The organism is Mucilaginibacter terrenus (genome assembly GCF_003432065.1).
Classification (GTDB): Bacteria; Bacteroidota; Bacteroidia; order Sphingobacteriales; family Sphingobacteriaceae; genus Mucilaginibacter; species Mucilaginibacter terrenus.
In genome coordinates this window covers 1,996,475-2,009,674 of record NZ_QWDE01000001.1, presented here as the reverse complement: position 1 = coordinate 2,009,674, position 13,200 = coordinate 1,996,475, and the positions used below count along the sequence as shown (strand labels likewise).

At 42.7% G+C, this 13,200-nt stretch carries 16 protein-coding genes and 3 tRNA genes; 8 read left to right on the top strand and 11 right to left on the bottom strand.

Going from position 1 to position 13,200, the window contains the following annotated elements:
- Positions 1-71: 71 nt before the first annotated feature.
- The 4 genes from DYU05_RS09040 to DYU05_RS09025 all read right to left on the bottom strand — a co-directional run bounded on the left by DYU05_RS09040 (position 72) and on the right by DYU05_RS09025 (position 1,503).
- A complete protein-coding gene (locus DYU05_RS09040; RefSeq protein WP_117382620.1) occupies positions 72-326 on the bottom strand; it encodes a hypothetical protein in 255 nt (84 codons plus the stop codon).
- Between the two features lie 48 nt (positions 327-374).
- On the bottom strand, positions 375-1,172 hold the full coding sequence (locus DYU05_RS09035; protein WP_117382619.1) for an NIPSNAP family protein: 798 nt from the start codon (positions 1,170-1,172) through the stop codon (positions 375-377).
- Between the two features lie 88 nt (positions 1,173-1,260).
- A tRNA-Leu gene (locus DYU05_RS09030) sits at positions 1,261-1,344 on the bottom strand.
- A 75-nt stretch (positions 1,345-1,419) separates the two neighbouring features.
- A tRNA-Leu gene (locus DYU05_RS09025) sits at positions 1,420-1,503 on the bottom strand.
- Between the two features lie 162 nt (positions 1,504-1,665).
- On the opposite strand from DYU05_RS09025, the gene DYU05_RS09020 reads away from it, so the two are divergent.
- The 3 genes from DYU05_RS09020 to DYU05_RS09010 all read left to right on the top strand — a co-directional run bounded on the left by DYU05_RS09020 (position 1,666) and on the right by DYU05_RS09010 (position 3,311).
- Positions 1,666-2,103: a DUF2147 domain-containing protein gene (locus DYU05_RS09020; RefSeq protein ID WP_117382618.1), complete on the top strand. Its 438-nt coding sequence runs from the start codon at positions 1,666-1,668 to the stop codon at positions 2,101-2,103.
- Complete coding sequence (locus DYU05_RS09015) at positions 2,100-3,107, top strand: WD40/YVTN/BNR-like repeat-containing protein (RefSeq protein ID WP_117382617.1); 1,008 nt, start codon at positions 2,100-2,102, stop codon at positions 3,105-3,107. Before DYU05_RS09020 ends, DYU05_RS09015 begins: the two co-directional genes overlap by 4 nt.
- 131 nt (positions 3,108-3,238) lie before the next feature.
- Positions 3,239-3,311 (top strand) — tRNA-Lys (locus tag DYU05_RS09010).
- Between the two features lie 229 nt (positions 3,312-3,540).
- Here DYU05_RS09010 and DYU05_RS09005 read toward each other — a convergent pair.
- The 3 genes from DYU05_RS09005 to DYU05_RS08995 form a co-directional block, all read right to left on the bottom strand.
- On the bottom strand, positions 3,541-5,139 hold the full coding sequence (locus DYU05_RS09005; protein WP_117382616.1) for a serine/threonine protein kinase: 1,599 nt from the start codon (positions 5,137-5,139) through the stop codon (positions 3,541-3,543).
- Between the two features lie 134 nt (positions 5,140-5,273).
- Positions 5,274-5,756 (bottom strand): DUF4112 domain-containing protein, encoded by a 483-nt coding sequence (locus DYU05_RS09000; protein ID WP_117382615.1) that lies wholly within the window; start codon positions 5,754-5,756, stop codon positions 5,274-5,276.
- Between the two features lie 202 nt (positions 5,757-5,958).
- Positions 5,959-6,927 carry a bifunctional helix-turn-helix transcriptional regulator/GNAT family N-acetyltransferase gene (locus tag DYU05_RS08995; protein ID WP_117382614.1) on the bottom strand — a complete coding sequence of 323 codons (969 nt, stop codon included), beginning with the start codon at positions 6,925-6,927 and terminating at the stop codon, positions 5,959-5,961.
- Positions 6,928-7,080: 153 nt separating this feature from the next.
- On the opposite strand from DYU05_RS08995, the gene DYU05_RS08990 reads away from it, so the two are divergent.
- Positions 7,081-7,581, top strand: coding sequence for a protease (locus tag DYU05_RS08990; protein WP_117382613.1), 501 nt, complete (start codon positions 7,081-7,083; stop codon positions 7,579-7,581).
- 92 nt (positions 7,582-7,673) lie between these two features.
- On the opposite strand, the gene DYU05_RS08985 is transcribed toward DYU05_RS08990, so the two are convergent.
- Entirely contained in the window at positions 7,674-8,777 is a 1,104-nt protein-coding gene (locus DYU05_RS08985) for an SPL family radical SAM protein (protein WP_117382612.1), read from the bottom strand.
- 143 nt (positions 8,778-8,920) lie between these two features.
- On the opposite strand from DYU05_RS08985, the gene DYU05_RS08980 reads away from it, so the two are divergent.
- From DYU05_RS08980 to DYU05_RS08965, 4 genes are all read left to right on the top strand, one after another.
- Positions 8,921-9,793 carry a DUF808 domain-containing protein gene (locus DYU05_RS08980; RefSeq protein WP_117382611.1) on the top strand — a complete coding sequence of 291 codons (873 nt, stop codon included), beginning with the start codon at positions 8,921-8,923 and terminating at the stop codon, positions 9,791-9,793.
- A gap of 144 nt (positions 9,794-9,937) precedes the next feature.
- Positions 9,938-10,687, top strand: coding sequence for an SDR family NAD(P)-dependent oxidoreductase (locus DYU05_RS08975; RefSeq protein ID WP_117382610.1), 750 nt, complete (start codon positions 9,938-9,940; stop codon positions 10,685-10,687).
- 82 nt (positions 10,688-10,769) lie between these two features.
- Positions 10,770-11,351 (top strand): TetR/AcrR family transcriptional regulator, encoded by a 582-nt coding sequence (locus tag DYU05_RS08970; RefSeq protein WP_117382609.1) that lies wholly within the window; start codon positions 10,770-10,772, stop codon positions 11,349-11,351.
- 65 nt (positions 11,352-11,416) lie between these two features.
- Positions 11,417-11,827: a DUF1810 domain-containing protein gene (locus tag DYU05_RS08965; protein ID WP_117382608.1), complete on the top strand. Its 411-nt coding sequence runs from the start codon at positions 11,417-11,419 to the stop codon at positions 11,825-11,827.
- On the opposite strand, the gene DYU05_RS08960 is transcribed toward DYU05_RS08965, so the two are convergent.
- From DYU05_RS08960 to DYU05_RS08950, 3 genes are all read right to left on the bottom strand, one after another.
- Positions 11,824-12,072 carry a hypothetical protein gene (locus tag DYU05_RS08960; protein WP_117382607.1) on the bottom strand — a complete coding sequence of 83 codons (249 nt, stop codon included), beginning with the start codon at positions 12,070-12,072 and terminating at the stop codon, positions 11,824-11,826. The two genes, DYU05_RS08965 and DYU05_RS08960, sit on opposite strands and share 4 nt — an antisense overlap.
- A gap of 22 nt (positions 12,073-12,094) precedes the next feature.
- A complete protein-coding gene (locus DYU05_RS08955; protein WP_117382606.1) occupies positions 12,095-12,316 on the bottom strand; it encodes a hypothetical protein in 222 nt (73 codons plus the stop codon).
- A 124-nt stretch (positions 12,317-12,440) separates the two neighbouring features.
- Positions 12,441-13,184 (bottom strand): class I SAM-dependent methyltransferase, encoded by a 744-nt coding sequence (locus tag DYU05_RS08950; protein ID WP_165852031.1) that lies wholly within the window; start codon positions 13,182-13,184, stop codon positions 12,441-12,443.
- Positions 13,185-13,200: the final 16 nt, after the last annotated feature.

Here is a 13,200-nt window from a genome sequence, read left to right as displayed (position 1 = left end):
GCGCTGAATAGTTTTTAGAAAAGAACCTGACAACAGGTTAAAGCAAAGTAGTAAATAGCTGTTGTCAGCGGCTATTCTAGCTCCTCGTCCTCGTCTTCCTCTTCAGGAACGTAATTGTTTATAGCTTCGCCAATGCGGTTTACTTCAGGGTCGTCGCCAAACATCGGTAGTTCAGTTTCCGGGTTAAGCTTTATCCAAAGGTTTTCGGTATCCTTTTCTATTTTACCGTACTCTACACCAGCCTTAAAAATGGTGTAAACATTGTCTTCTTCCGGGAAAACGGAGTATACAACTCCGCCAGCCAAAACGTCAAATGGTTCTTGCATTACTTAGTAGATATGTAGCAAGGTAGCATTGCAGCTACCTTTGCTCAGTTAAATTTGTGAGTATGCTGTTGGCACTAGCAGGGTTGATGTTATTTTATTGACCAACAAGGCATCTGCGTATTCCGGTACCGAGCTTATCTTCTTCCACTGCGAATCGCCGCCAAAAGCTTTCCAGTGTGCGTCTTTTGCAGCCAGATCATCAAAGGTGATCATATAGGTAAGGTTTGGCCTTTGCGGACCAATGATGGTTTCGCCCCAAAATACCGGATTAAAGCCCAGACGTTTAAAGATGTCTATCTCGCCCTGATCATTAAACATCTCTATTTTCTTCTGGCCGGCTGCTTCGGTAGCGCTCTGGTACTGGCGTAATTCAAATATTCTGGTCTTTTTGTCGGGAGGTGCAAGTATAGGGCTGTGTTTAAAAGCTTTCATCAGGGAGCTTTCTATACGCTCGTAAGCCGGCTGTGATGCAGGCGCAGTAAGGTAAGCGGCACCTTTTGTTTTATAAGCCGTGTCGTTGTTTATGTTGTCGGAGATGTGGTCAAAGTGCGCAATGCCATTATACTGTATCAACACGTACAGCTTAGTTTGTTCTTCCGGCTTTAGTTCGGTAAACACCCCAACATGTTTTACCCCCATACTATTAAATGCAGGAATGGCAGCATTCTGCAAAAAGTCTTCTACCAATTTTTGCTGTTCGTCATTCTTTAACGTGTATACACGCAGTTCGTAGTAATCGGTACCTTTAGGCGGAACCGCGCTGTTAGCTGCTGACGCGACTGCCGGAGCAACTGTGCCCGCAGCGGCTGTTAAAAGAGTTGATTTCACAAAAGAACGTCTTTTCATAATAGATGGTTATTTATACTATCTCTACCATCAAAAATATGTAAATGTTTGGGAAAGAAACTATAAGGCGGTAAGAGAATAGATAATGTGCCCGAGACGAGATTCGAACTCGTACAACCTTACGGATGCCACCCCCTCAAGATGGTGCGTCTACCAATTTCGCCACCCGGGCCTTTTCAATAAGAAGTCTTAAGTAAAAAGCCGTGGTAATTAACCATTGCAACTTTACTTAAGACTTAAAGGGATGTGCCCGAAGAGAGACTCGAACTCTCAAGAGACAATTCTCAACGGCTTCTGAGACCGCAACGTTTACCAATTTCGCCATCCGGGCATTATAGAACAACTCACAAAGCATTGATAATGTATCTGGCATTTATGAGGCTGCAAATATAACGGTTTGCCCCATGCAATTAAAAATTAATGCAAAATTATGAACGTTTTGTATTAACCGACGTAAACGTATACCTTGGGCTAACCAATTCTAAAAAATACTATGATCAGAAAAATATTTTTAACAACTGTACTGGCCGTTGCTTGCGTGATTACCGCGTCTGCCCAAAATGCAGATGCAATATTGGGAAAATGGTTGAGCAAAACAGGAGAGGGCCAGATACTTATCTATAAAAAAGGCAGTAAGTTTTACGGCAAACTTGCCTGGATCAAAGTCCCTAATGATGAAACGGGCAAACCTAAAACCGACGAAAAGAACCCGAAAGCGGAACTTCGATCACGACCGATATTGGGCCTGGAGATTATAAAAGATTTCGTTTTTGATGGTGATGATGTTTACGAGGATGGTACCATTTACGACCCGAAGTCTGGCAAAACCTATAGCTGTAAAATGACGCTTAAGGGCGATGTGTTGAAAATTCGCGGGTATATTGGTATATCATTAATAGGAAGAACCGAAAATTGGAGTCGCGTAAAATGAAGATAGCATTTAAACTATTTGCCCTTGTGGCGCTGTTATTCCCAACATTTGTAAATGCCCAAACCATAACCCGGATGAACCAGCCCGCGTCTGCCAGTATCCGTGGACTTTCGGTGGTAGACAATAATGTTGCCTGGGTAAGCGGCAGTCGCGGTAATTTCGCTATCAGTACAGATGGTGGCAAAACATGGGCATGGAACCAGGTAAAGGGATATGAGAAGAGTGACTTTAGGGATATTGAAGCCTTTAGCAGTAAAGAGGCGATAGTAATGAGTTCGGGTTCGCCTGCCGTGATCCTGAAAACTACGGATGGAGGCACGACCTGGCAGGAAAAGTACCGCCAAACAGAAGAAAGGTACTTTTTAGATGCAATGGACTTTGCCGATGAGCAACATGGCTTTATACTGGGCGACCCTATAAATGGCAAGTTCCTTCTGCTGGAAACTAAGGATGGCGGCAGCACCTGGGCGCAAGCCAATGGCCCTGAAGCCTTAAAAGATGAGGCTGCATTTGCAGCCAGCGGAACCTGTATACGGGCGGCGCCAATGCTAACTGTTGTAACAGGTGGCAGCCATAGCCGTATTTTGATAGCTAATCCAAACAATTTAAAGTGGACAGCAACTATGCTGCCTTTAACCAACGGTACGCCCAGCAGAGGAGCATTTTCATTTGCCACCGGCAGTAATAGTACCATAGTAGTAGGTGGCAACTATGCTAAAGATGTTGTTGCTGATTCTGTTGCTTACGTATTTAAAGGCATCAAAAAGCTGAGTAATGGCGGCAACCCACAGGCTGGTCCGGCAGGTTTTCAATCCAGTGTGGAGTTCTTAAAAGGGCAAACCTTTCTTGCGACCGGTACATCAGGCAGTAATATTTCTACTGATGGTGGTAAGAACTGGCGTAAAATAGATGACAAAAGTTACAACGTTTGCAGGAAAGCAAAGCACGGAAACCTTGTTCTGTTAGCTGGCGATGGTGCTAAGATTGGTATCTATAATCCTTAATTGCTGATAATGAAATTGTTATTATCTACTTAAAAATAAATTTAAAATACGTTTGCAGGCAATGTACAATAAGCGTATATTTGCACCACTTTAAACGGAAACGCTTTCAACAGCGAAAAAGTTAAAAGGATGATTCCGTAGCTCAGCCGGTAGAGCATAACACTTTTAATGTTGGGGTCCTGGGTTCGAGTCCCAGCGGGATCACAAAGACCACCCAACAGGTCGAAACGAAAAACCCTTTAAACAAATAGTTTAAAGGGTTTTTTCATTATTTACCTTACTAAAGCCAGGTTCTGAACATCCTTCTCATTACCCTTGGATAGCTTGTACTTCAGGTCGAAAGTAGCTTAATGTGCTAACTGTAAAAAAGTAGATCATGATTGGAGGTTCCTTGATATCTGCTTTAGCACTCAGAACACGCATCGAACTTGCATTATTGTCCAACCACAATCAAATCCTTTTTCCTAAGCCAGCCTTTGCTGGTTTGTCCTTTATCGTTGGTATACACCACATAGATAAACCCGTTTTGATCGTCCAGGGCTTTTAAGCGTGCGTTGTTCCATTGGTTTATGTTTGCCGCACGTTTGCTTGCCTCATCCGGGCGGCTGTGGAAGTAGGCGTAGGTAGTAAACAATGTAAATACTTTACCTACATCGCTGCCCTTACCGCTACTGACCGGCGCAGCTTCAGCAGGCTTTGGTTTAGGCTCCGCTGTTTTTACCACCTTTTTAGCTGAATCTTTTCTTGTTTTCTTAACCGCCAGCGTTTTGGGTTTTGTAACGGACTTCTTTACCGTTACCTCTGGTGTTCCCTTTATACTATTCTGCGGCTCTGGCTCTATCCGTGCTGCTTTCCCGTTATTAAAAAGGTAATGGCCAGCCAATGCACCCATGCAGGTAAGCAGCAAACCTATGCCTAATAATGCCGCTTTTGACATACTCTTGCCACTGTTTTTATGTGGCAACGGTGCTGTAACAGGCGCTGCCTTGAAAGCTACCTGGTTGTTTTTAAGCTGCGTTATTTCCTCCAATAACCGGCTTGTCTTGGTCTCCTCTTCCTTTAGTTTTAATTCCAATGCGTCTTTTTCGTTTTGCAGGATCAGGGCACTTTCTGCATCACCTTTTACGCTGATCACACTGTGTTGTATCACCTCGCGAAGCTCGGTGCCGTTCGTGTAACGGTCGGCCGGATTCTTTTGCAAACATTTAGATATGAGTGTCAGCAGCCACGCAGGCACCTGCATTTCGCGGCGGCGCTGGTCTTCGGGCCAGCTTAAAGGCATGTTCTTTTCACGCAACGTCAACAGATCAGGCGGCTCCTGCTCCAGGTGTGCTATCATTACAGCATTACGGGCAGTCTGGCCGTTGTCATTCAATTTAAAGGGAACAGTGCCAGCCAGCAATTCGTAAAGAATAATGCCGTAGCTGTAAACGTCGCTTTGCGGCAGCAGGTTGCCTTCGCTTTGCTCAGGCGCCATAAACTCTACCGCCCCAGCGTTTCGTAAGCTGCTTCGCCGCTGCTCGTCGCTCATAATTGCGAGACCAAAATCAAGCAGCATATAGTTGCCGGTATTGATATTGAATTTAACGTTATTGCTTTTGATATCGCCATGCTTTACTGATACTCTATGGCAATGGCTCAACGCATTTGCAAGCTGATAAGCCACCTTAATGGCTTCATGAATGGTAAAAACAGGTGTATCTTTTTCAGTAAGGAGTTCTGCGAGATCAGGACCCTCAATAAATTCCATCTCGATGAATGGGAGGGAGCCACTTTCAGTAATCCCGGAATTGAGAATTTTAACTACGTTGGGGTTTGATACCTGGTTAACCTTTTTTAATTTCTCTACCTCGTTAATGAAATCTTTATAGTGCTTGTCATTCTCATCTTCGGCGTGAATTGGGGTTGGCAAAAGCTTTACCGCTACAAAAATTTCGCCGATGCGCCTGCCTTTATATACCGAACCCTGGCCACCGGTATGAAGAGCACCCATGTTTTCGAGCCCCTCGGTTATCGTAAAAATTTTACCCATTTGGTTGTTAACGATAAAGCAGTTTAGCTATAAAAGTATCTACCTTAAACCCTACTGCACAAAAATAGTTTTTGAACAGCAGGTATTGGAACCGGCCTTGCTGCCAGAGATTGGTATGCTTGTAATTATCATGTCTATTGAAAAAGCCCCAGTAGCCATCGCAAAGTGATGTAGGAGACATAAATAGTTGACAAAAGGAAAATCACCAATACAATTAATATCAAGGCAATAATACCTTTACCGCTGCCCTGGTGCTTGCCTTCTTGATAGTGCTCTTTTAGCAGCTTAATGTTGCGGGTATTTGCTTTGAAATAGAAGTCGGTTATCTGACCTACGAGGGGAATTCCGCCAAGAAGTCCATCTACGCAAATATTAACAGCCATTAAAATAAGTACCTTTCGACTCACACCTCCGTTCTTTGCAATTACATAAAGCAGCGCTGCTGCTACTATGAAGCCAGAAACATCTCCTGCAAAGGGGATGAAGTTCAGCACAGGATCGAGCCCGAAGCGAAAATTTGTACCAGGGACGCGGAATTTGTCGTCCATAACGGAAGCTACCTGCTCCACCCATTTTAACTGCCCTGTAAGTGCTGTGTTTTTTGGTAATTGTTTCATCTACTAAAAGAATTGAAAGCACAGTGATTTGTTTTGTGAATTTTGAGGCGGTAAACTTCAGCAGAACGGTATCGCAGTGTTTAATTGGATTAGGGAATTGGCTATAAGATAAACGCCCCAAACTTTAATTACATGTCATTGGTTCTCGCTTTGTAATTGGTAAAAACAAATAAGATCATCTAAGATCAATGAAAGCACATTCTTACTGATTTTTACTTATATCACAAGCCATCTGAATGTTACATCTTTCATAAGGAGTAGGATGGCCCACGACCTTTTTAAATCCGAGTTTATGATAGAGGTTAATAGCCGGTTTCAACAAGGTGTTACTTTCTAAATAGATCTTTTTAGCACCTTGCCTACTTGCCCAGTTTAGTGCTGCCCGGCCCAGCAGCCATCCTATATTCTTACCTTGAGCAAGTGGCGACACCGCCATCTTGGCAAGTTCAAAATCATAATCGCTGTTATGCATTTTAATCAACGCGCAAACACCAACTGGTTTGTCGTGGTATAAAGCAACCAGTATATGGCCGCCTTTTTTCAAGATATAACCTTCCGGGTCATCTAAAGACTTATAGTCTGTTTCTTCCATCTTAAAATAGGTGGAGATCCATTCTTCATTCAATGACTTGAAAGCCGCTGCATAATTCGACTGGTAGTCTACAATTTGTACGTCTTTACTTTCCCGTTGTTTTTTTTCTTCTGTCACCCTGCGCAGCAAAGGTTTTTGTTCAAGCAAAAACTCCCACTCTTCTATTGCCTTCCATAAATCATGTGTCGCCTGCGCGTTTATGGTTGTAATGGCTTGCTCAAGATCTGCGTACTGGTCTTTTATTTTGTCTGCATAGCCTTTTCCTTTCTTAGAAAGAGCCACTAAGGTTCTTCGGCCATCCACTGTACCTTTTTTCTCGATAACCAATCCCGCCTTGATCATTTCGCTTACAATTTTACTTACAGACGGGTGCGAGTGTCCGATTTCAACAGCTATTCCCGTTATAGTCTTTTCTTCGCCACGAGATAAAGCATAAAAAACCGGAAACCACTTCGGCTGAATTTCGATTTCATAGAGTTTGTATATACCAGCAGCTTCATTGGTAATAGCCTCCGTAAGCATTCTTAGCCTGCTACCAATAGCTATGATGCCTGCATCGTTAAAAAATTTATTATTCATTGATTACGTAACTAGTTACGCAAATATAATAATTGTTTGTTAAAGTCGAAGAAATAGTTAAAAATTCTGGGTTTAATTACCTGGTGGTGATGTTGTTGAACAAATACAAGGAGAGAACATCAAACCATTGTGCAATTTTAGTGTCTCTGAGGTATGAAAATTAGAATATTTCTCGCCGCCATTACTATTTGCCTGTTTTCATTTGGTTGTAAAAGTAGAAAGCAACTTAGCCAAGAGGGTGCATCTAATGCAAGTCAAAATTCTGCCGGTAAGTTGATAGTGCATATGACCATGAAAGAGAAGTTTGTCTCAAGCGGTTCTGCGCTTTTATCTTTTACAGTAATAAATAACACTAATCGTGATCTGCGTTTCTGCAAGTGGGAAACCCCTTTTGAGCCGCGCATTGGGAAGTATTTTGAAATTATTGATGGTAACGGGAATGAGGCTGTTTTTAAAGGAGCAATGGCAAGGCGTGTAATGCCCCCGCCAGCAAGTGCATATATCACGGTAGCTGCTAAGAGTAAAGTTACGACTGAGATTAATCTAGCAACCAACTATGTATTAGCCAAAACCAAGTATAAGCTAACGTATGTTGGCAGCGGTGTAAGTGGGCTGCAGGTGAAAAATACAATAAGCTTCTCAGTTGCCAACTAAGATCTGTTTTGAATAAATGTTACGTTGTGATTTAATCCAGATAACATCAACTACGGAGTATATTTAAGCGTGATATTATCAAAATCAAATAGTTACGTCCAGTATAATATCCTGGCATTCGGAAACCTGCGTGCTATTTCAGCTTCAAAAAACGATTTTAGTTCTTTCATCAGTTCTTTTACAAAAACATACTTATGGCCACCAAACTTATTCCGTTTTATAGCTCTGTTCGTTTCGCTAAAATCCAGGCTGGTATTGGGGTACCACTCCATCAAAATATCTCGGGAACCAGGTGTGAACCGGTGCGTTATCAATTCAAAGGTTAAATCAATTTCAAAGTTAAGGTTAAGCTCCAGTTCATCCATCAGTTTGGAATAATGTAGTTCCCAATCGGGTATAGGCATTATTGGTGCCAGCACTACACCAATAGGGTAGCCTCCACCTCCCTGCTGGCGTGGCAGCGCCATTTTCCTTAAAGCCTTTATGCGGACTGATACATTTGGAGTGCCACCTTCCAACTTCCTGGCAATTACATCTGCATTTAGGCTGCTCCGGAACCTTGTACGGCCCTGATGATTGAGGTTGAGCAAGCCGCTTACATTATCAAATTTGGTAACAAAACGCAAATGTGTATTCGGGCGATCTGCAAAGTGGTTAATCGATTCGGCCAAACCTCCGGTAAGATGTTCCAGGCTCAAGGGATCTGTATAGCAGCTGGCCTCAAATGAGGTGACCTGATTTAAGCTTTCAAATTTAATGGTGTTTTCTAAAATCTGCGGCAGGTTTGCAAATACCCTTATGGCGGGCGGACCGGATAAACTCCCGGCTAAATAACAGTACTGGCAGTGAGCAGGGCAGCCTTCGGCCAAATGAAACTGCCAATCTGCAGAAGGAGGGATTGGGCGAAGATTAAATGCGCTTGGCGGTGCATTAACGATTGCTAACGTGTTCTTAGCTATACGGTAGGTTTCACGTTCGTCTTTACCGCGCAGCCCTGTTATGCGATTGTTTTTTGCTATTTCAATATTTAGGTTAAGTTCTTTAATCCGTTCATATATCTTTTGGCCGTAGGCTTGCTCCAGTGCATCAGCTGTAAAAACTACCCGCTTCGGCATCCACAGTTTAAATGACTTCTCTTCACCGTTTAACTCCCGCGCTTCTGTGGTGATGTCGTTTAATATATCCAGTAACTCCATGTAATCTCAACTGCAATTCGCGTTCCGCAAAAACCATTAATGTGCTCATCGCAGGCTAATATTGTTACATTTTAAAACTTTACTCTGCAACTCGCATTTATACGGTTGGGTAAACACGAGTCCACTAAATATAATACTACCAAATGGCTGCAGGCATATTCGCAATTCTGGATGATATAAGTGCATTAATGGACGATGTAGCTGTGGCCGCTAAATTGGCAACACGCAAAACGGTAGGTATATTGGGCGACGACCTGGCTGTTAACGCGGAAAAAGCCACCGGCTTTCTGTCGTCCAGGGAATTGCCGGTACTTTGGGCAATTACAAAAGGCTCCCTGGTAAACAAGCTTATCATTGTTCCTGTAGCATTATTGCTGAACCTGTTCTTCCCGGCTGCAATAAAAGTTATTTTGATTCTTGGCGGTTTGTATTTAGCCTACGAAGGCGTAGAGAAAATTATAGAGTATTTTTTTCATGGTAAAAAAACCAGCGACAAAGTAGTAGAGAAGGAACAGCAAGATGACAGTGCTGCTGAAAAGGCGAAAATCAAGTCGGCTATTGCTACAGATTTTATCTTGTCTATTGAGATCGTGATAATTGCTTTAGGGTCTGTTTCTGATAAAACCCTCGCTATCCAAATAATAACTGTTTCAGCCGTAGCCATTTTGGCAACTGTAGGAGTTTACGGGATTGTGGCTGTAATTGTCAGAATGGACGATGCCGGTTATAACTTGATTAAGCGGTCGGGAAATAAAGGTTTTTTATCAACATTGGGTACGGTACTTGTAAAGTCGTTACCGGTAATTATCCGCATACTTAGCGTTGTAGGTACTATTGCTTTGATACTTGTTTCCGGCGGCATCTTCGTTCATAATATCGAATATATACACCATCTGTATCCCCAAATTCCCTCAATTGTTAAAGAGCTTGCATTAGGACTGGTTGCGGGTTTAGCCGCAGTGTTGGTGATAACTGTAGGTAAAAAAGTATTCTCCTCACTTAAGCCCCAAGCCTAGCCCAGCACCACACACGCACAAGTAATTAGTCGTGTTCGCCTCATTGTCATACCTGTATAATCTTTGAAACTAATTGGAACGGTCGTTCTGTTTTGAATATATATTTGCGGAACGATTATTCCAAAATAATATTCACAACAGAAAATGAAAAAGTTAGAAAACAAAGTAGCAGTAGTTACAGGCGCATCAAAAGGCATTGGTGCCGAAATAGCAAGAGGTTTAGCAGCAGAAGGCGCAGCCGTAGTAGTAAACTATGCGTCAGCTAAAGAAGGTGCTGAAAAGGTAGTAGCAGACATAGTTAGCAATGGCGGCAGGGCAGTTGCCGTACAAGGCGACGTGTCTAAACCAGCCGATGTTGACCGTTTATTTGCTGAAACACAACAAGCTTTTGGTGGAGTAGACATACTGGTGAATAATGCCGGCGTTTACCAGTTTGGTGCTATTGACGATTTTACGGTAGAAGAATACACCCGCCAATTTAATACAAACGTATTGGGTTTATTTCTTGCAACCCAAGCGGCAGTAAAAGGCTTTGGCGAAAAAGGCGGTAGCATAATTAATATTAGTTCGGTGGTAACACGTATAACACCTCCACAAAGTGGTATATACACTGCAACTAAAGGCGCGGTAGACTCGCTTACACAGGTACTTTCAAAAGAACTTGGCAGCAGGAAAATACGGGTTAATTCTATCAACCCGGGCATGGTAGAAACTGAAGGCACACAAACGGCCGGCTTTATCGGTAGCGACTTTCATGCGGAGGCCGTAAGCCAAACACCACTTGGCCGTACAGCTCAGCCAAATGATATAGCACCTGTAGCTGTTTTCCTGGCATCTGATGATTCACGGTGGTTAACAGGCGAAGTGATTATAGCCAGCGGTGGCGTACGCTAATTTTTAGCTGCGAACTGCTAATAGTAAATAATTAATATCTAAATGAATAGCTTTGCCCTGAAAGGGGCAAAGCTTTTTGATTATGGCAAGGACGAAGGATTTTGATGAAGAGGAAGTTTTAGGTAAAGCAGTCTGCCTGTTTTGGCATAAGGGCTACAATGGCACATCCATGCAGGAACTTGTAGATACCCTGGGGATCAGCCGCTCCAGTTTGTACGATACCTATGGTGATAAGCACACGCTTTATGTAAAGGCGTTGCAGTTTTACCAAAGTGGTTCGGGCGGACAAATGTGCAATATCATCAGCAATGCTGAGTCTGCCAAAGAAGCAATAAAAAAATTACTTGAGTTCACTACCGTAAACTTGCTTAATGATGTACAGCAAAAAGGCTGCTTTATGGTGAATGCCGAGGTAGAAGTAGCACCGCATGACGTGGAAGTAAAAGCCCTTATCTCACAAAATAACCAGCTACTGGAAGATACCTTTTGCCATGCCATAAAAAAAGGCCAAGACAGTGGCGAGATCAATGGTAAACAAGACGCTCGTGCCTTGGCACGTTTTATCATGAACGTAGTTAAAGGTATGCGGGTGACGGCCAAATCCAGTACCGACAAAGCCATTTTTGACGACATCATTAACACCACGCTTACCGTATTCAATTAATTTGCGATACGGTCCAATTTAGCTGTGTTCAGCAAACCATCCGTTAGGGCATTTGTAGTTCCTGTATGGGACTTGAGAGATTCATAAAAGCGCAGGAACGTGATTACACTAAAGCGTTGGCCGAGATCAGGAACGGGCGTAAACGCAGCCACTGGATGTGGTACATTTTCCCACAGATTGCGGGATTAGGATACAGTGAAATGGCTCGACATTATGCCATTACTGATTTGGCCGAAGCTGGCTCCTACCTCGCACATCCAATACTTGGACCAAGACTAGTAGAGATCAGCAAAGTTTTACTGCGGTTGCAAGGGGATGATGCTAATGCTGTGTTTGGCAGTCCCGACGACATAAAGCTGCGATCATCAATGACTTTATTTAGTATGGCAAAGGGCACTGACCCGGTTTTTGAAGCGGTGCTAGAGAAGTATTTTGATGGAAAGAAAGATAACGCAACGGTAGATATCGCCGGCTAAAACTTTCTTGTTCTTATTTCCTCTACTTCGCGTTCCAGTAAGGCCACTTGTCCCTCAAGTACCTTAAGCCGTATTTCGTTTACCCGTGTTTGGGCTTCTTGTTTGGTCTGCATGTCACGGAGGTCGCCTTTAATTTGCAGATAACTCGTCATTACGGTTGCCACTATACTGGTAGTGCTAACTATAGTTACGATGATGCTCCTGATAGTAATACCGCGCAATTCGCGGTGTTCAAAAGATGTCATAGGTGTTTTATTAAGGTTGTTGTTAACTGTTTTCCGGCTGTAACTGCTTTACCGCAAACTGCGACACTATCGCTATGGTAGTACCTACCGAGATGAGAATAGTGCAAAGTTTCGACGGTATACCCGCTACAGTAGATAAGGATGTACCCACACCAGCAAGCCCGAACCCAAAAAGTTGGGCACGCTTAAAAAAAGCCGGGGTTTCGCTGGTAAGGCGTTTGATAAAGGTAAGTTTAGGTTGCATGGGAATAATAGTTAACGCTGCGACAAGAAATATCAAGTCGAGTGCGTACAATTAAATAAAAATGATATTTGTTAACGTACTTGGATCGGTACTCTTAACATGTAAATTTCAACAAAGAACTTGCTTAGCGAATTACAATATTCTCCCATTTTTCATCAAATGGTAAAACATCGTCAGACGCATAAAAATATAGATTATGACGAGATGGATAGATTGTCTCAAATACTTTTACGTGCGTGAAGTGTGGTTCAAAAAACGATAATAGGTCAGCCTTAGATTTAAATTCTCTTTCATGATGACTTAATCCTTTTCCAAGCGGCGATTCCACAAGAGTATACCCGGTTAGCACGCCTGCTGGCTTTAATCTCTGCTTAATATCTTTAAAAATTGCTGCAATTTCCTCCTCTGTGAAATGTTCTATCGCCGCATCCCATACAATGTTGTCAAAGGTTCCTTTGGGCATTTCCATACGTATATCGGCAAGCTTAAATTCAATATTTTTCGCTTGATTATACTTTAGGGCATGTGTTATTGCACCCTTATCAAAATCAACAGAAATAAGCTGCTTAGCACGGCCAGAATAGAAATGAAAAGCATTGAAGCCGTCACCGCAACATAGTTCCAGCACTGTTGCTCCGGGCTTAATCGCTAACAGGCCAAAAATCCCTCTTTCTGCCCACAACGGATTTTGAGATAATCTAAAGTTATAGAATTGGTCGCAATAATGATCGAACCACTCTGGTTCAGGTGATACGGTCCAATCGAAATTTAATTGAGTTTTGTGACAAAAAGAAGCGAATTTTCTAGACATTAAAGAAACTGATTGCAAGAAATTTGAAACGTTTTGTTTTCCAAACGTAGTTGCCAAACTTGATCTAAGATGT